The organism is Rhizobium sp. BK377 (assembly GCF_014193935.1).
Lineage (GTDB): Bacteria > Pseudomonadota > Alphaproteobacteria > Rhizobiales > Rhizobiaceae > Rhizobium.
Genome location: NZ_JACIAC010000001.1, coordinates 98,006 through 115,109, shown reverse-complemented (window position 1 = coordinate 115,109; position 17,104 = coordinate 98,006). Strand labels below are relative to the sequence as shown.

Annotated in this window: 15 protein-coding genes; 13 read left to right on the top strand and 2 right to left on the bottom strand. The window is 58.6% G+C overall.

From position 1 onward, the window contains the following. Positions 1–28 precede the first annotated feature (28 nt). The 10 genes from frr to lpxB all read left to right on the top strand — a co-directional run bounded on the left by frr (position 29) and on the right by lpxB (position 10,331). The gene (gene frr, locus FHT92_RS00525) at positions 29–589 is read left to right on the top strand and encodes a ribosome recycling factor (protein ID WP_113322813.1); all 561 of its coding nucleotides are present in this window, start codon (positions 29–31) and stop codon (positions 587–589) included. A 37-nt stretch (positions 590–626) separates the two neighbouring features. Next, the gene (locus FHT92_RS00520) at positions 627–1,370 is read left to right on the top strand and encodes an isoprenyl transferase (protein WP_183821900.1); all 744 of its coding nucleotides are present in this window, start codon (positions 627–629) and stop codon (positions 1,368–1,370) included. Continuing rightward, on the top strand, positions 1,370–2,200 hold the full coding sequence (locus FHT92_RS00515; protein WP_183821899.1) for a phosphatidate cytidylyltransferase: 831 nt from the start codon (positions 1,370–1,372) through the stop codon (positions 2,198–2,200). The genes FHT92_RS00520 and FHT92_RS00515 overlap by 1 nt, the downstream gene beginning before the upstream one ends. Before the next feature lie 29 nt (positions 2,201–2,229). After that, complete coding sequence (gene rseP / locus FHT92_RS00510) at positions 2,230–3,363, top strand: RIP metalloprotease RseP (RefSeq protein ID WP_183821898.1); 1,134 nt, start codon at positions 2,230–2,232, stop codon at positions 3,361–3,363. A gap of 199 nt (positions 3,364–3,562) precedes the next feature. Further along, positions 3,563–5,893 (top strand): outer membrane protein assembly factor BamA, encoded by a 2,331-nt coding sequence (gene bamA, locus FHT92_RS00505; protein ID WP_183747614.1) that lies wholly within the window; start codon positions 3,563–3,565, stop codon positions 5,891–5,893. Between the two features lie 50 nt (positions 5,894–5,943). Then, positions 5,944–7,005 carry a UDP-3-O-(3-hydroxymyristoyl)glucosamine N-acyltransferase gene (gene lpxD / locus FHT92_RS00500; protein ID WP_183747471.1) on the top strand — a complete coding sequence of 354 codons (1,062 nt, stop codon included), beginning with the start codon at positions 5,944–5,946 and terminating at the stop codon, positions 7,003–7,005. Beyond that, the gene (fabZ, locus tag FHT92_RS00495; protein ID WP_183821896.1) at positions 6,998–7,465 is read left to right on the top strand and encodes a 3-hydroxyacyl-ACP dehydratase FabZ; all 468 of its coding nucleotides are present in this window, start codon (positions 6,998–7,000) and stop codon (positions 7,463–7,465) included. The genes lpxD and fabZ overlap by 8 nt, the downstream gene beginning before the upstream one ends. Further along, positions 7,462–8,280, top strand: a complete 819-nt coding sequence (gene lpxA, locus FHT92_RS00490; RefSeq protein ID WP_183747465.1) for an acyl-ACP--UDP-N-acetylglucosamine O-acyltransferase — start codon at positions 7,462–7,464, stop codon at positions 8,278–8,280. Before fabZ ends, lpxA begins: the two co-directional genes overlap by 4 nt. A gap of 3 nt (positions 8,281–8,283) precedes the next feature. Then, complete coding sequence (locus FHT92_RS00485; protein ID WP_183821893.1) at positions 8,284–9,165, top strand: LpxI family protein; 882 nt, start codon at positions 8,284–8,286, stop codon at positions 9,163–9,165. Continuing rightward, a complete protein-coding gene (lpxB, locus tag FHT92_RS00480; RefSeq protein ID WP_183821891.1) occupies positions 9,162–10,331 on the top strand; it encodes a lipid-A-disaccharide synthase in 1,170 nt (389 codons plus the stop codon). Before FHT92_RS00485 ends, lpxB begins: the two co-directional genes overlap by 4 nt. A gap of 30 nt (positions 10,332–10,361) precedes the next feature. Here the strand turns inward: lpxB and gltA are convergent, their stop codons facing one another. Next, the gene (gene gltA, locus FHT92_RS00475; protein ID WP_183821889.1) at positions 10,362–11,651 is read right to left on the bottom strand and encodes a citrate synthase; all 1,290 of its coding nucleotides are present in this window, start codon (positions 11,649–11,651) and stop codon (positions 10,362–10,364) included. A 288-nt stretch (positions 11,652–11,939) separates the two neighbouring features. On the opposite strand from gltA, the gene FHT92_RS00470 reads away from it, so the two are divergent. Then, on the top strand, positions 11,940–14,369 hold the full coding sequence (locus tag FHT92_RS00470; RefSeq protein WP_409527126.1) for a ComEC/Rec2 family competence protein: 2,430 nt from the start codon (positions 11,940–11,942) through the stop codon (positions 14,367–14,369). Here the strand turns inward: FHT92_RS00470 and lexA are convergent. Beyond that, on the bottom strand, positions 14,350–15,075 hold the full coding sequence (lexA, locus tag FHT92_RS00465) for a transcriptional repressor LexA (RefSeq protein WP_183747453.1): 726 nt from the start codon (positions 15,073–15,075) through the stop codon (positions 14,350–14,352). The two genes, FHT92_RS00470 and lexA, sit on opposite strands and share 20 nt — an antisense overlap. 195 nt (positions 15,076–15,270) lie before the next feature. Between lexA and FHT92_RS00460 the strand changes: the two genes are divergently transcribed. Further along, entirely contained in the window at positions 15,271–16,158 is an 888-nt protein-coding gene (locus FHT92_RS00460; RefSeq protein WP_183821885.1) for a VOC family protein, read from the top strand. Beyond that, the gene (gene kdsA / locus FHT92_RS00455) at positions 16,155–17,000 is read left to right on the top strand and encodes a 3-deoxy-8-phosphooctulonate synthase (protein WP_183821884.1); all 846 of its coding nucleotides are present in this window, start codon (positions 16,155–16,157) and stop codon (positions 16,998–17,000) included. Before FHT92_RS00460 ends, kdsA begins: the two co-directional genes overlap by 4 nt. Positions 17,001–17,104 lie beyond the last annotated feature (104 nt).

Here is a 17,104-nt window from a genome sequence, read left to right as displayed (position 1 = left end):
GCAAATCTTCTGAGACGGGAGCATAGACATGAGTGAAGGTATCGACATCAAGGAATTGAAGCGCCGCATGGATGGTGCCATTTCCGCGTTCAAGAGCGACATTGCATCGCTGCGTACGGGCCGCGCTTCGGCCAACATTCTCGATCCGGTGACGGTAGAAGCCTATGGTTCGCGCATGCCGCTGAACCAGGTTGCCAACATCACCGTGCCGGAGCCGCGCATGCTGACGGTATCCGTCTGGGACAAGAGCATGGTCGGTGCCGTAGATCGTTCCATTCGCGAATCGAATCTCGGCCTCAATCCGATCGTCGACGGCCAGAACCTCCGCATCCCGTTGCCGGAACTCAACGAAGAGCGCCGCAAATCTCTCGTCAAGGTCGCCCACGACTATGCCGAAAAGAGCAAGGTTGCGATTCGCCATGTTCGCCGCGACGGCATGGACGGCCTTAAGAAAGCCGAAAAGGATGGCGTAATCGGCCAGGACGAAAGCCGGGCACAGTCGGAGCGCGTTCAGAAAATGACGGATGAGACGATTTTGGAAATCGACCGCTTGCTTGGCGAGAAAGAAAAGGAAATCATGCAAGTCTAGTATACTTGCGTCCTCGCCAAGAAAGACCGGACGGAAAATGTTGGAAACCTCATTTTTGACTGCGCCAGAACATGTTGCGATCATTATGGATGGCAACGGCCGGTGGGCAAAGCAGCGCGGCCTGCCGCGGACGATGGGACACCGCAGGGCGGTCGAGACCGTTCGCCAGACCGTGCGTACTGCCGGCGATCTTGGCATCAAATACCTGACGCTCTTCGCCTTTTCCTCGGAGAACTGGCGCCGTCCGGAGGCCGAGGTCAGTGATCTACTTGGCCTGCTGAAGGCTTTCATTCGCAGCGATCTGGCCGAGCTTCACCGGCAGAATGTGCGCATCAGGGTGATCGGCGACCGCGTCAACCTGCGCAGCGATATCCTCAAACTTCTGCTGGAAGCCGAGGAGACGACGAGGGCCAATACGGCACTGACACTCGTCATTGCCTTCAACTACGGCTCTCGCGATGAGATTGCACGCGCCATGATGAGTCTTGCCAAGGACGTGGAGGAGGGGCGCCTCAGAGCGAAGGATATCACGCCCGCGTTGATCGACGCCCGGCTCGATACCGCCGGCATCCCCGACCCTGATCTCATCATCCGTACCAGCGGCGAAGAGCGGCTGTCCAACTTCCTGCTATGGCAGGCTGCCTATTCGGAATTCGTCTTCCTGCCTGAATACTGGCCGGATTTCAGCCGTGAGCTTTTCCTTTCGGCACTTGAAAAATTTGCCTCGCGCGATCGCCGCTTCGGCGGTCTTTCCGCGCAGGCCGCAGCAGTGAACACCTGATGAAGCAGGAACTGAAGCTCCGCATCGTTTCAGGCCTGATTCTCGCGATCATCGTTCTTGCCGCCACCTGGTATGGCGGCTTTATCTTCCGCATTTTGGCGGCAGCTATCGCGCTTCTCATCTATTACGAATGGTCGACGATCACGGGTATCGCACGCGACACGGTCACGAATGTGCTCGGCTGGGTGGGGGAGGTTCTGGTTGCCCTGCTCGTGTTGGCAGGCGCGTTCGACTACGCGCTCGGAATGCTGATCGTCTTGACCGCTCTCGGCATCGCCATGATCTTTCTGCACCGGGCCAGCCGCTGGTTTGCGCCGGGGCTTTTATATGCCGGCGGTACTGGATTGGCGCTTGCTGCAATCCGCGGCGATGAAACATTCGGCCTCTATGCGATGCTCTTCATCTTCGCCGTGGTCTGGGCGACCGATATTCTCGCCTATTTCGTGGGGCGTGCGATTGGTGGTCCAAAGCTTGCTCCGCGCATATCGCCCGGCAAAACCTGGTCGGGAGCTGTCGGCGGCGCCATTTCGGCCGTGATTGCCGGAGCCGTCATTGTCCACTTTCTTATTCCGGAAGCCCAGGACCGCGCTGCGGTGATCGCGCTCGTCCTGTCCGTTTTCAGCCAGTCGGGCGATCTTTTCGAAAGCTTCATCAAGCGAAAATTCGGCGTGAAGGACTCCAGCCGTCTCATTCCGGGACATGGTGGGGTCATGGACCGAGTCGACGGACTGATTTTCGCCTGTTTTTCAGCGTTCTTGCTTGCTGGCCTTTTTTCGCTGATAAAGGGCGGCGGAACGACGTCGCTTGGTGCGGCATTGCTCGGCCTTTGATCGTTGCGGCCAGATAGAAGAAGGAACTCATGGAAGCGGTGACCGGCATATTCGGTTTTTTGACGGGCTATATCGTCCCCTTCGTCATCGTGCTGTCGCTGCTCGTCTTCGTGCATGAGATGGGCCATTATCTGGTCGGGCGCTGGAGCGGAATCCGCATCCTTGCCTTTTCCGTCGGCTTCGGCCCGGAGATTGCTGGCTTTACCGATCGCCACGGAACGCGCTGGAAGATATCGGCGATCCCGCTCGGCGGCTATGTGCGATTTTTCGGCGATGAGGATGCGTCCAGCAAGCCGGATGCTGACCGGCTCGCCGCGATGACGGACGAAGAGCGCGAACGTTCCTTCGCTGGCGCAAAGCTGTGGAAGCGTGCCGCAACCGTCGCAGCCGGCCCGATCGCCAATTTCATCCTGGCCATTGCCATCTTCACACTTCTTTTCGCGATCTATGGCCGCACGGTGTCCGATCCCGTCGTTGCGGAGGTGAAACCGGACAGTGCCGCCGCAGCAGCCGGTGTACTGCCGGGCGATCTGCTCTTCTCTATCGACGGCACCAAGGTCCAGACCTTCGACGACGTGCGCCGCTATGTCAGCATTCGTCCAAACCAGAACATTGTCGTGACCGTCGAGCGTAACGGCGAAAAGATGGACCTGCCGATGGTGCCTCAGCGCACCGACATCACGGACCAGTTCGGCAACAAGATCGAGGTCGGGCTGATCGGGATCGTCACGAATGAAGAGGTCGGCCACTTCCGTCTTCAGACTTTCACGCCGCTGGAAGCGCTGCGTGAAGGTGTGATCCAGACCTGGCATATCGTCACCGGCACCTTCAAATACATCGGCAACCTGCTCGATGGATCGATGAAACCCGACCAATTGGGCGGTCCGATCCGCGTGGCGCAAGCTTCGGGCCAGATGGCTACGCTTGGAATGGGTGCGTTGCTGCAGCTCGCTGCGGTTTTGTCAGTTTCGATTGGATTGCTGAATTTGATGCCGGTTCCGGTACTTGATGGCGGCCACCTGATGTTCTATGCGGTGGAAGCGGTTAGGGGAAGGCCGCTGGGTTCTTCGGCTCAGGAAATTGCGTTTCGCATTGGTCTGGCCATGGTGCTTACATTAATGGTTTTTGCTACCTGGAATGACATTAGCGCGCTCATCGGCTAGCGCGTATGAATGAGGGAAAATTACTGTTTATTTACGATGTTTCAAAGCTGTAGTGGCGAATGGGTCACGCTTCGAAATGAAGTAAACAGAAATTAACGAGCTCCCTTGCTTGTATGTCAAAAGCGGGTAAAACGACACACGTGGCCGGAATCGGGGCTTTCCCGGGGCCGGAGACGAGGGAAAAAAGGTAATGGGTGAAATGAAGGCTGGTTCAAGATTTTTGAACGCAGTATCGGCGATTGCGCTGTCTGCTGGTGTTGTTGCTTCTGGCGCAGGTGCTTTGACTTTCGTTTCGGCTACGGCTGCGGAAGCTGCCGTCATTCAGCGGATCGACGTGCGCGGTGCAAGCCGCGTCGGTGCTGAGGCCGTCCGGTCGAACCTCACCATTGCCCCCGGCAAGAGCTTCTCCAACACCGACATCGATGACTCCGTAAAGCAGCTTTACGGCACCGGTTACTTCTCCGATGTCAAGATTTCGGTTTCCGGCAGCACCCTCGTCGTCAACGTTCAGGAAGCGCAGCTCGTCAACCAGGTGGTCTTCAACGGCAACCGCAAAGTCAAGGATGACAAGCTGGCAGCCGTCGTCAAGACGCATGCCGCAGGTCCCTATAGCGATGCGCAGATCCAGGCCGACATCGCGGCGATCAAGGAAGCCTATGCCGCGACCGGCCGCAGCGAAGTCGAGGTGACGACGCAGGTCGTGCCGCTCGGTGAGGGCCGCGTCAACCTCGCTTTCGTCATCAATGAAGGCGACCGCACCAAGATCGCCGCTATCAATTTCGTCGGCAATCAAGCCTACAGCGCCGGCCGTCTCGCCGCGGTCATTCAGACAAAGCGTTCGAACTTTCTTTCGTTCCTGACCCGCAAGGACGTCTACAACGAAGACAAGCTGCACGCTGATGAAGACGCACTGCGCCAGTTCTATTACAACCGCGGTTACGCCGACATGCGCATCGTTTCTTCCGATGCCGCTTTCGACGAGGCGACGAACAAGTACACGCTGACATTCAACATCGAAGAAGGTCCGCGTTATGATTTCGGCCCGGTCAGCGTCCAGTCGACTGTTGAAGGCGTCGATGCGCAACAGCTCCAGTCTCTCGTCAGGACCCACGAAGGCCAGGTCTACAGCGCCAAGGAAGTCCAGAAGTCCATCGAGGCGATTTCTGATCAGGTTGCTTCGGCTGGTTATCCTTTCGCGCGGGTCACGCCGCGCGGCAACCGCGACCTGAACAACAATACAATCGGCGTCGAATACCTCGTCGACCAGGGCGAGCGTGCCTATGTCGAGCGTATCGAAATCCGCGGCAACAGCCGCACGCGCGATTACGTTATCCGCCGCGAGTTCGATCTCAGCGAAGGCGATGCCTTCAATCAGCAGATGATCACTCGCGCAAAGCGTCGTCTTGAAGCGCTCGGCTATTTCTCCGCGGTTAACATTTCGACCCAGCCGGGCAGTTCGCCCGATCGCGTGGTCATCGTTGTTGACGTGCAAGATCAGTCGACCGGTTCGTTCGGTATCGGCGCCGGTTATGCGGCTGGCGGCGACGGCCTGTTGCTTGAGGCTTCGATCGAAGAAAAGAACTTCCTCGGCCGCGGCCAGTATATCCGCATTTCGGCCGGTGGCGGCCAGGAAGGCTCGCGCGCTTACGGTCTTAACTTCACCGAACCCTACTTCCTCGGCTATCGTCTTGCCGCCGGTTTCGACGTCAATCACAGCGAGACATCGAGCAACGACAACTACGACTACGAAGAAACCAGCGTGGTCCTGCGCGTAACGGCGCCGATCACGGAAGATCTGGCGACGACGTTCCGCTACAACTACAAGCAGATGAAGTACGACGGCAATACGGCCGATCTGTCTGCGACCTATGCGAACCTGGTCGATGAAAGCCCGTGGACGCGCTCTTCCGTCTCCCAGACGCTGACCTACAATACGCTGGATGACACTGTCCTGCCGCGTGAAGGTATCTACGCCACTGCGACGCAGGAAATTGCTGGCCTCGGCGGCGATTCTCAGTACTACAAGATCTATGGTAAGGCCCGTTACTACCATCTGCTCGCTGACGACGCCGACATCATCGGCTCGCTCTCGGCATCGGCAGGTTATGTTGTCGGCTTCGGCGATCACCTGAACGTCTTCGATCAGTTCACGCTGACCAATTCCGATATTCGCGGCTTCGAGAACAAGGGTATCGGCCCGCGCATCACCAACCCGGACGATCCGCTTGGTGGTACGACTTACTTCACCGCTTCCGCCGAAGCGACGTTCCCGATGCCGGGCTTCCCGCGTGACTTCAACCTGCGCGGCGCAGTCTTTGCGGATGCCGGCACGCTGTTCGGCAACGATGTCGAGCTTCTTGGGGCAGACACCGAAGAAGGTGACGGTTCCTCCCTGCGTGCTTCGGTTGGTCTCGGTCTGATCTGGCAGTCGCCCTTCGGCGCGCTTCGCGTCGATTATGCGATCCCGGTCCTGAAGGAAGACTTCGACAAGACCCAGCGCTTCAAGTTTGGCATTAACAACCAATTCTGATATCGGCAGTCCGGAACTGTAAATTTCAATTCCGTTCTGGAGTTTTGCCGATGGAGCAAAATAGTTTTTTTCTGCCCCATGAAGGCGTGAAGCTTGTAGAGCTGGCGCAATTTCTTGGGGCAGAGCTTGGCAATTCCGCACATGCCGATGTCATCATCCGCTCGGTCTCTCCGATAGCCAGGGCGCGGGAAGGGGATATCTGTTATATCCTCTCTCGCCGCAATCGCGATGAACTGCTGAGCTGCGAGGCTTCGGCCGTGATCTGCGACAAGGCGCTTGCCGAGCTGGTGCCGCCGCATATTCCCGTGGTGATCTCTTCCAATCCGCATGCCGCCTTTGCGATGGCGGGTGGGTATCTCTATCCCGCTGCTCTGAAGCCGGTGACGTTTTCGTCCGGCGAGACCGAGATCGCGCCGAGCGCTATCGTCGATCCGACCGCGCGCCTGGAGAAGGGCGTGATCGTCGAGCCGATGGCGATCATCGGTCCCGGCGCAGAGATCGGCGAAGGCACACGCATCGGCGCCCAGTCGATCATCGGTCCCAACGTCAAGATCGGCCGCAACGGTTCGATCGCAACGGGGGTGAGCATTCTTTGCGCGCTGATCGGCAATGGCGTCATCATCCACAACGGCGTCCGTATCGGTCAGGATGGATTCGGTTATGCACCAGGCCCACGTGGCATGATCAAGATCGTGCAGATCGGCCGGGTAATTATCCAGGACAATGTCGAGATCGGCGCCAATACGACGATCGATCGCGGCGCCATGGACGATACGGTCATCGGCGAGGGAACCAAGATCGACAACCAGGTTCAAGTCGGCCACAACGTCCGCATCGGGCGCCATTGTGCCATCGTTTCACAGGTCGGTCTTGCCGGCAGCACAATCGTCGGCGATGGCGTGCAGATAGGTGGACAGGTCGGTCTCAAGGGACATATCACCATAGGTGATGGCGTACAGATCGCCGCAAAAAGCGGGGTTATGACCGATCTTGCTGCGGGCGGTCGCTATGGCGGAATACCTGCACGTCCTCTAAATGAATATCTGAAAGATGTAGCCCAGCTCATGGCAAAATCCGGAGCGCGCGGAAAAAAGGGAGACAAGAATGATTGAGGAAGCAGCCAGCACGCTTTCTTCGGCTGATATCCTGGAGATCATGAAGCTCCTGCCGCATCGTTATCCCTTTCTGATGGTCGACAAGATCGTCGATATCGATGGTGATAACGCCGCTGTCGGCATCAAGAACGTGACCGTCAATGAACCGCATTTTACCGGCCATTTCCCTGAAGCGCCGATCATGCCGGGTGTGCTGCTTGTCGAAGGCATGGCTCAGACTGCAGGCGCTATCTGCGCCAAGAAGGAAGGCCAGACCGGCAACCTCGTTTACTTCATGACGATCGACAATGCCCGCTTCCGCAAGCCCGTCGTCCCAGGCGACCGCGTTGAATATCACGTGCAGAAAATCAAGCAGCGCGGCAATATCTGGAAATTCCATTGCGACGCAAAGGTCGATGGCGCGCTCGTCGCCGAGGCCGATATCGGCGCGATGATCGTACGCAAGGACAACGCATGAGCATGATCGCCGCAAGCGCCAGAATCCACCCTATGGCCGTGGTCGAGGACGGTGCCGTGGTTGGTGAAGGCGTGGTAGTCGGCCCGTTCTGTCACGTCGGCTCCAATGTAACGCTCCACGATAATGTCGAACTGATCAGCCACGTCGTTGTGCTAGGTCGCACAACTGTCGGCGCCGGTACGCGCATATTTCCTTCTGCCGTCATTGGCGGCGATTCTCAGAGCGCTCGCCATAGTGCTGTGGACACGACGCTGATCATCGGGCGCAATTGCACGATTAGAGAAGGCGTCACGATGAACACCGGAACCGTCGAACATGGCGGTTCGACTGTTATCGGTGACAACAGCCTTTTCCTCGCCTATTCGCATGTCGCCCATGATTGCCGCGTGGGCAACAATGTCATTATGTCAAATAACGTCATGCTGGCTGGCCATGTATCCATAGGCGATCACGCGATCATCAGCGGCGGCGCAGCCGTGCACCAGTTCACCCGCGTTGGCAAATACGCCTTCGTCGGCGGTCTTTCCGCCGTCAGCTACGATGTCATCCCCTACGGCATGCTGAACGGCAATCCGGGCGTCCTGAGCGGTCTCAACGTCGTAGGCATGACTCGCGCCGGCGTTGATCGCGCGGTCATCCATACGGTTCGCCGCGCTTATAAGGCGATCTTCGAGGGCGCCGGTTCGATTCGCGAGAATGCTGCCAAGATTCGCGACGTATATAGCGATTGCGAACAAGTAATCGAGATCCTCGATTTCATCGCAGCTGAAAGTGACCGCGCATTGTCTTCGCCAAGCCGGGGGCAGAAGGGCTGATCTGTGGCTTCCGCTGCCGAAACCGCTGAAGGCCGGCTGGCGATTATAGCTGGCGGCGGCCTTCTGCCGTCCTATGTTGCCGAGGCTGCGCGTTTGGCCGGCGAAGACCCTGTCATCGTTATCCTGAAGGATGAAAGCGACCGTCGCTGGGACGGCTTCGATCATGCAATGATCGGCATTGGCGATTTCGCTTCGCTCGATCGGCTTTTCAAGAGATACGGCATCGGCCGCGTTGTCATGTCGGGCAGTGTCCGTCGACGGCCGGACTGGCGCGAAGTTCGGCCAACGCTGCGTATCCTGACCAAGGTTCCCGCCGCCATCCGTACTCTTCTGTCCGGCGGTGACGATACCGTGCTGCAGATGGTCATCAAGCTGATAGAGGGTAGGGGGCTACGCGTCGTCGGCGCCCATGAGATTGCGCCCGATCTGCTGACGACCGCGGGTCCCCTCGGCGCTGTTTCGCCCAACAAAGAGGACCACCGTGATATCGAGCGCGCAGCCGAGGCGGCCGGGGTGCTGGGTGGCCTGGATATCGGCCAGGGCGCCGTCTCGATCGGTGGACGTGTCGTCGCCGTGGAAGGCGTGGAAGGCACGGATGGTATGCTCGAACGTGTCACGGTTCTGAGAGCCGCGGGCCGTATTTCGCAGCGCCGCCGCGGCGTGCTGGTCAAGCTTTGCAAGCCGCAGCAGGATATCCGCGCCGACTTGCCGGCGATCGGCGTCTCCACGATTCTCAACGCTAAGGCCGCTGGTCTTGCCGGCGTCGCCATCGAAGCCGGCCGGTCGCTTGTGCTTGATCGCGACACGCTGATCAAGGTCGCGGATGAGAATGGTCTTTTTGTCTGTGGTATTGACAAGGGCTTGCCGGGATGGGGGCTTCAATGAGTGAAGGTCCGCTGAAGATTGCCGTCATAGCCGGCGAAGTCTCCGGCGATCTTTTGGGCGCTGATCTCATTGCCGAGCTTAGGAAAATCCATTCCGGACCGATCGAACTTGTTGGCGTCGGCGGTGAGGGGTTGCAGGCCGAGGGGCTGAAATCGCTCTTTGATTTTTCCGAACTTTCCATCATGGGCATCACGCAGGTGCTGGGGAAACTGCCGAAGCTCTGGTCCCTTATCCGACAGGCGACGGCGGCGATCATCGCGGCAAAGCCCGATATCCTGCTCATCATCGACAGCCCGGATTTCACCCATCGTGTCGCCAAGCGCGTGCGCACGGCCTTGCCTGACCTGCCTGTTGTCGACTATGTCTGTCCGAGTGTCTGGGCCTGGAAGGAGTATCGCGCTCAGCGCATGCTCGCCTATGTCGATCATGTGCTGGCTGTGCTCCCGTTCGAACCGGAGGCGATGCAGCGCCTCAACGGGCCGCAGACAACCTACGTCGGTCATCGGCTGGTCGCAGATCCTGCGCTGCTCGAAACGCGGCGCCTTCGCGCCGGCAGACAGCCGGGCAACGGCCCCATTCTGCTTCTTCCCGGTTCCCGATCGTCCGAAATCAAAAAACTCCTGCCCTATTTCGGGGTCGCAACGAGTGAACTCGTCGCGCGCAACAGCGCAAAGCGCTTCATCCTGCCGACCGTGTCGCATAAGGAAGCGCTCGTGCGCGAAATAACGGCCGGGTGGACGGTCAAACCGGAGATAGTCGTCGGCGCTGAGGCGAAGTGGAGAGCTTTCGCCGAAGCCGATGCTGCAATGGCGGCGTCAGGAACCGTGATCCTGGAACTGGCGCTTGCGAATGTTCCCGTCGTCTCTGCCTACAAGGTCGATTGGATCATGCGCATGTTGACCTCGGGCATCAAGACCTGGACTGGCGCGTTGCCCAACCTGATTGCCGACTACGCGGTCGTACCGGAATATCTGAATGACATCGTTCGCGGCGCAAGCCTCGCGCGCTGGATGGAAAGGCTCTCTGCCGAGACCTACCAGCTCAAGGCGATGAAGGAAGGCTATGATCTCATCTGGCAGCGTATGCAGACCGAGAAGCCGCCCGGGGAATACGCGGCGCAGATCCTGCTCGACGTTCTCGCCAACAAAAAACCCGGCCGTTTCTGACCGGGTTTTCTTTTGTCTTGAAGTCAGCGGTTAGCGTTTGGAGACCGGTACGTAATCGCGCTTTGGCTCGCCGATGTAGAGCTGGCGCGGACGGCCGATCCGCTGTTCAGGATCTTCGATCATTTCGTTCCACTGCGCGATCCAGCCGACGGTGCGGGCCAGAGCGAAGAGCACGGTGAACATGGTCGTGGGGAAGCCCAGGGCCTTCAGCGTGATGCCGGAGTAGAAGTCGATGTTCGGATAGAGCTTCTTCTCGATGAAGTAGGAGTCAGTCAGTGCGATGCGCTCCAGCTCCATGGCGACTTCGAGAAGCGGATCGTCCTTGATGCCGAGTTCGCCCAGAACTTCATGCGTGGTCTTCTGCATGATCTTGGCACGCGGATCGTAGTTCTTGTAGACGCGATGACCGAAGCCCATCAGGCGGAACGGGTCATTCTTGTCCTTGGCGCGAGCGATATATTCCGGAATGCGATCGACAGTGCCGATTTCCGTCAGCATGTTGAGGGCTGCTTCATTGGCGCCGCCATGAGCGGGACCCCAGAGGCAGGCGATGCCGGCGGCAATGCAGGCGAACGGATTTGCACCCGACGAACCGGCGAGACGGACCGTCGAAGTCGAGGCGTTCTGCTCGTGATCGGCATGCAGGATGAAAATGCGATCCATTGCGCGTGCGAGCACCGGATTGACGACATATTCCTCGCAGGGAACGGCAAAGCACATGCGCAGGAAGTTGGATGCGTAATCCAGGTCGTTCTTCGGGTAAACGAAGGGCTGGCCGATATGGTACTTATAGGCCATGGCGGCAAGCGTCGGCATCTTGGCGATCATGCGCAGGCTGGCAACCATGCGCTGATGCGGATCAGTGATGTCGGTGGAGTCGTGATAGAAGGCCGAAAGCGCGCCAACGCAGCCGCACATGACGGCCATCGGGTGGGCGTCGCGACGGAAACCGGTGAAGAAGCGGCTCATCTGCTCGTGCACCATCGTGTGGTGCGTGACGCGATAGTCGAAGTCCTTCTTCTGAGCTGCGGTCGGCAGTTCGCCGTAAAGCAGCAGGTAGCAGGCTTCGAGGAAGTCGCCGTGCTCGGCCAGTTGCTCGATCGGATAGCCGCGATGCAGCAGCACACCCTCGTCACCGTCGATATAGGTGATCTTCGATTCACAGGATGCGGTCGACGTAAACCCGGGATCGTAGGTGAAGGAAGCCGTGTTCTTGTAGAGTGCACCGATATCGATGACATCAGGTCCAACCGTGCCTTTTCGCACGGGCAGGTCGACTGATTTTTCACCGATTTTGATTGTAGCGCTTTGATCCGTCATGCTGATCCTCCGGAGTGGCGGTGGCGCCGCAAAAGCGCCATAAGAGTTAAGCGTCCTCAGCGATAGCTATATGATCGGGAAGCTAATGCCAAGTTACCGTGATGCCATTTTGTGCATCGCGGCATTATCTTTTAGGCACTGCAGCGATCAGCTAAATGCATATCAGAACACCATGATTTGACTGGATTTTCGTTCCTGTGAATTTTCCTCTTATTTCAATCGATTATTGTTTGCTCGTTTTGATCTCAGGTTGCATTCTGCTGGGATTAAGGGCAGCTCCAGGCGAATATGACGGGGTTAGAGACAAGAGAACGACAGACGCAATCCATTGGTGAGAAAATGGATTTTGCAGGCATTGCTCCGCGCGCCATTGTGACGCAATCGGCTCGGACGCAGGTTGCGATCCCATTTCGATCGAGATTGGCGACTGTTGCGAAACGATACGTCGGGTCGTCCATGCGGATGGCCGCCGAAGAGACCGATCACGGTCGCCTCATCCTCATCTCGCCGGTCTTCCTTGGTGCGGGTGCCGCGACCTGGTTTCTGGCAGCTTCGGATTTTCCGGCCGTCTCCCTCGGTCTCTGCCTGCTTGCGCTTGTTCTCGCTGTTGCGCTTTGCGGCCATGCCCGCACCAAATTGCGGGCGACGCTCCTCGCACTGCTTCTCTTTGTCGGCGGAATGCTCTCGGCGCAGATCGAAACATGGCGGGCAAAGACCCTGATCCTCGATTCAGCCGTAACGACAACGGTAACCGGCCGGGTCGAACGCCGAGAAGGCTACGGCCAAGGGCGCTGGCGTTATATTCTCGACGTCACCGGTACGGATGCTCCCGAGCTCAAGCGTCCGCCCGAACGCATCTCCGTGCTGGTCCGCGGCGCCACCCAGCCGTTCGAACTCGGCGACGTTATCGAGGGCAGGGCGCGCATCACGCCTCCGGCCGGACCGGCGCTCCCACATCTCAACGATTTCGCCTTCAGCGCCTATTTCGATGGCATTGGTGCGAACGGCTTCTTCTATGGCGCGCCGAAGAAGGTTGCGGAACAGCCGGAGCAAGCGGGTTCGGTCGCCGGGATCGTTCTGGAACGGCTCTACAGCCTGAGAACCGGCATCGGCGATCGGATTCGCTCTACGCTGCCTGGCGACACCGGGGCCTTTGCCGCTTCACTTGTCACCGACGAGAGACGGGCGATCTCGGATGAAACGACGGAAGCGCTGCGGCAATCCGGCCTTGCGCATATCATCGCGATCTCCGGTCTCAACATGGCGCTCTCCGCCGGCATCTTCTTTGTCGGCCTCCGCGTCATTCTCAGCCTGTTTCCCGGCATTGCCCAGGCATGGCCGACCAAGAAGATCGCGGCGGCCGGCGCGCTCGCTGCGGTGACGGCCTACTATCTGATCTCGGGTTTTGCCGTCTCCGCCGAACGCGCCTTCATCATGATGGCGATCATGCTGGTAGCCGTCTTCTTCGACCGTCCGTCGATCAGTCTCAGAAACGTGGCGCTTTCCGCTCTCGTGATCCTCGCCGTCTCGCCATCGGAAGTGCTCGGACCAAGCTTCCAGATGTCTTTCGCCGCGACGCTTGCCCTGGTTGCCGGCTACGATCTCTGGAAGGGGCGCCCGATGCGGGAGAATGCCTTTGCCAAGCTGCCGATCATGAAACCCTTCTTCGTCGTCGGCGGATTCTTCGGGGGCGTCTTCCTGACGTCGTTGATCGGTGGTTTCTCGACGGCACTGTTTTCGATCGAGCATTTCCACCGCCTGACTGCCTATGGCCTGCCGGCAAATCTCGCGGCTATGCCGGTTATTTCCTTCATCGTCATGCCGGCCGGGATGCTGGCGATGCTGCTGATGCCTTTTGGCCTTGATGGTCCGGTATGGCAGGTTGCAGGCTTCGGGCTTGATCTGGTGATAAAAATCGCAACGACGGTATCGGGCTGGGGTGGCAATATTGATGTGGGCCGCTTGCCCGGTTGGTACTTCCCGGCAGCCGTCTTCGGCTTTCTGCTGCTGACCCTGCTCAGAACCCGTCTGCAGCACATGGGAACCGCAATTGTGGCGGTCTCAACGCTTGCTGTAGTGCTGCTTCCGTCACAAGCGATGCCCGACATCGCCATTTCCGAAGATGGCGGCCTAGTCGCTATAATCGACGGACAGGCGATGGCTTCGAACCGTGAAAAGCCGCCCGCCTTCATCTTCGAACAATGGCAGAGGGCACTTGCGATCGAAGAGCATCAGAAGCCGGTTATGCTCCAAGTTGCCAAGGCGCCACCCACTGCGCCAGACGGCAAAAGGCTGCAGCTCTCGCCAGAACAACAGGATGAAGCGAGAGAGGCGATGAAACAGTCAGTTGCCACCGGTCGCCCTTCACGCTTCTCCTGCCTGAAGAGCGCCTGGTGCACCGCCTTGCTCGGCAATGGAAAGAAACTGACCGTCATCGACAATGCTGCCTATCTCGGGCCCGCCTGTGATACGGCTGATATTGTCGTGACCGCTGTTCGATTGCGCTTCGACCGTTGCCGTTCCGGCGCGCTGCTCTTTACCGGCGAAACGCTGCGCAAGACGGGTTCTGTTGAACTTCGATTCACCGATAAAGGAGCGGAGGTCGCAATCGCATTCGACACATTGCGGCGCCCTTGGATGCGCCACCGCGCCTATGACTGGCGCAGCAACACATTCGCAGACGCCAGCCTGTCGCCGGTCAGTGATAGCGGCGAATGAGGCCGACGAGCTTGCCCTGGACCTTGACACGGTCCGGTGGAAAAATGCGGGTCTCGTAAGCAGGGTTTGCTGCCTCGAGCGCAATCGATGCGCCCTTGCGGCGGAAGCGCTTGAGCGTGGCTTCCTCGTCATCGACCAGCGCGACGACGATATCGCCCGGATTGGCGGTGCTGCCATTGCGGATAATAACCGTGTCGCCATCGAAAATCCCGGCTTCGATCATCGAGTCGCCGCGAACTTCGAGGGCATAATGCTCGCCTGAACCCAGCATATCGGCGGGAACGGTGATGTCATGCGTATTGTTCTGGATTGCCGAGATCGGAACACCGGCAGCGATGCGGCCCATGACGGGAACGGAGACCGCATTGCTGTTATCGGCCGCGGGTGCGGGCTTTGCCGAGGCAGGAGGTGCCACCGGCTGGGGTTTGCCAAGACTGCCCTCGATGACGCTCGGCGAAAAGCCGCGCCGCTGCTGCAGGCTTGGGTTATAGGCTTCCGGCAATTTGATGACTTCGAGCGCACGAGCCCGGTTCGGAAGCCGGCGAATGAAACCGCGTTCCTCGAGCGCCGTGATCAGCCGATGGATACCGGATTTTGAGGCCAGATCCAGAGCGTCCTTCATTTCGTCGAAAGACGGCGGAACGCCTGACTCCTTCATCCTTTCGTGAATGAAAAGAAGGAGTTCCTGTTGTTTGCGCGTAAGCATGGCGTCTAACCCCATCTTGAAACAAATCCAGAACGGACACTATATGTTCCATATGTGTTCTGCAAGTAGCTAAATTTTCGTAAAACTTCTGTTCATTCTGTCGAGAATTTTATTTTTCTTGGCCCCCAAGCCTTCCCGGCCTTGTCTCATGGCGCTTGCTGAAGCACATCTCCTTGTAGTTGCTGGAGGGAACTGATGAGCCAAGAAACGCTTCCGATCGATCATCTCGTTTTGCCGGTTACCGATATTGATCTTGCGCGCGAAAGGCTGGGCAAGCTTGGCTTTACCGTCGCGCCCGATGCCCGACATCCCTTTGGCACGGAAAATGCCTGCGTTTTCTTCGCCGATAAAACCTATATCGAGCCGTTGGGTGTGGCGAGTGTGGAGGAAAGCGAGGAGACGGCGCGTGAGGGGAATGTTTTTACTGCCCGCAACCAGGCTTTCCGCTTCCGCTGCGGCGGCGAGGGACTGTCCGCCATCGCCTTCGCGACAGCGGATGCGAGGCATGAACATGCTCGGTTCGCGAGGGACGGCATAAGTGCAGGTTCTGTGCTGCAGTTCGAACGTCCTGTGAAAATGCCTGATGGTACCGAAAGCGTTGCCGGCTTTCGGCTCGCTTTTGCCGGCGATCTCCGGGCGCCGGATTTCTTTCTCTTCGCTGTCGAGCGCGTCAACCCGCTTCCTGCCGACCGCAGCGCGCTGGAGACTCATGCCAACGGCGTGACAAACATTGCCGAGATTGTTCTCACCGCGCAGGAGCCGGCAGCCTTCAGCGAGTTCGTTCGCACGGCCGCAAAAGCTGCCTCTGCGGAGGAAACGAGTTTCGGGCTGGACGTCCCTACCGGAAAAGCGAAAATCAGCCTGATGACCCCTGAGGGGCTGGAGGCCTACTACGATCTGGTGATACCGGATACCGATCGCGGCCTGCGCGGCCGGGCCGTCCTCTTTGCCGTCGGCGATCTGGCCGTGACAGAAGCGCATTTGGCTGCTAACGGGGTGACCTATACACGCAAGGGCAACCGTATTCTGGTGAAGCCCACGCCCGGACAGGGCGTGCTCTTCGCCTTCGAGGAAACATCATGAGCTCCACTACCAATGCAGAGGTCCGGATCGGCGAAGGCGCTGGCCAGGTTCTGTTTTCCAATTCCGCCAAGCTTTCGCTCATCGCAGGCCCGTGCCAGATGGAAAGCCGCGAGCATGCTTTCATGGTTGGTGGCACGCTGAAGGAGTTGTGCGCCAAGCTCGACATCGGCCTCGTCTACAAGACCTCCTATGACAAGGCGAACCGTACCTCTATTTCCGCCAAGCGCGGTATCGGCTTGGAAAAGGCAATGGAAGTTTTTGCCGATCTCAAGAAGGAGTTCGGCTTTCCCGTCCTGACGGACGTTCACACGGCAGAACAATGCGCTGTTGTCGCCGAAACCGTCGATGTACTACAGATTCCAGCCTTCCTCTGCCGCCAGACGGATCTTCTGGTTGCCGCGGCCAAGACGGGTCGTGCCGTCAATGTCAAGAAGGGCCAGTTCCTCGCCCCCTGGGACATGAAGAACGTGCTGGGCAAGCTGAATGCTAGCGGCAATCCGAATGTATTGCTCTGCGAGCGAGGCGTTTCCTTCGGCTACAATACTCTGGTGTCCGATATGCGCTCCCTGCCGATCATGGCGGGGATGGGCGCTCCTGTGATCTTTGATGCCACCCATTCCGTTGCTCAGCCGGGTGGGCAGGGCGATTCCTCCGGTGGCCAGCGCGAATTCGTCGAAACGCTGGCGCGCGCGGCAGTCGCCGCCGGTGTCGCGGGTATTTTCATCGAAACCCATGAGGATCCGGACAACGCTCCTTCCGATGGCCCGAACATGGTCTATCTCAAGGAGATGCCACGGCTTTTGGAAAAGCTTCTCGCCTTCGACGCGGTCGCCAAGGGCTGACAGTCAACAGCCTGACATGATCGTGCTATAGCGACGATGGGACATGCACTTCGGAGGCGCCGCAAAGTGCCATTGTAATTTGCGCACCTTTGATTAAGACGGTT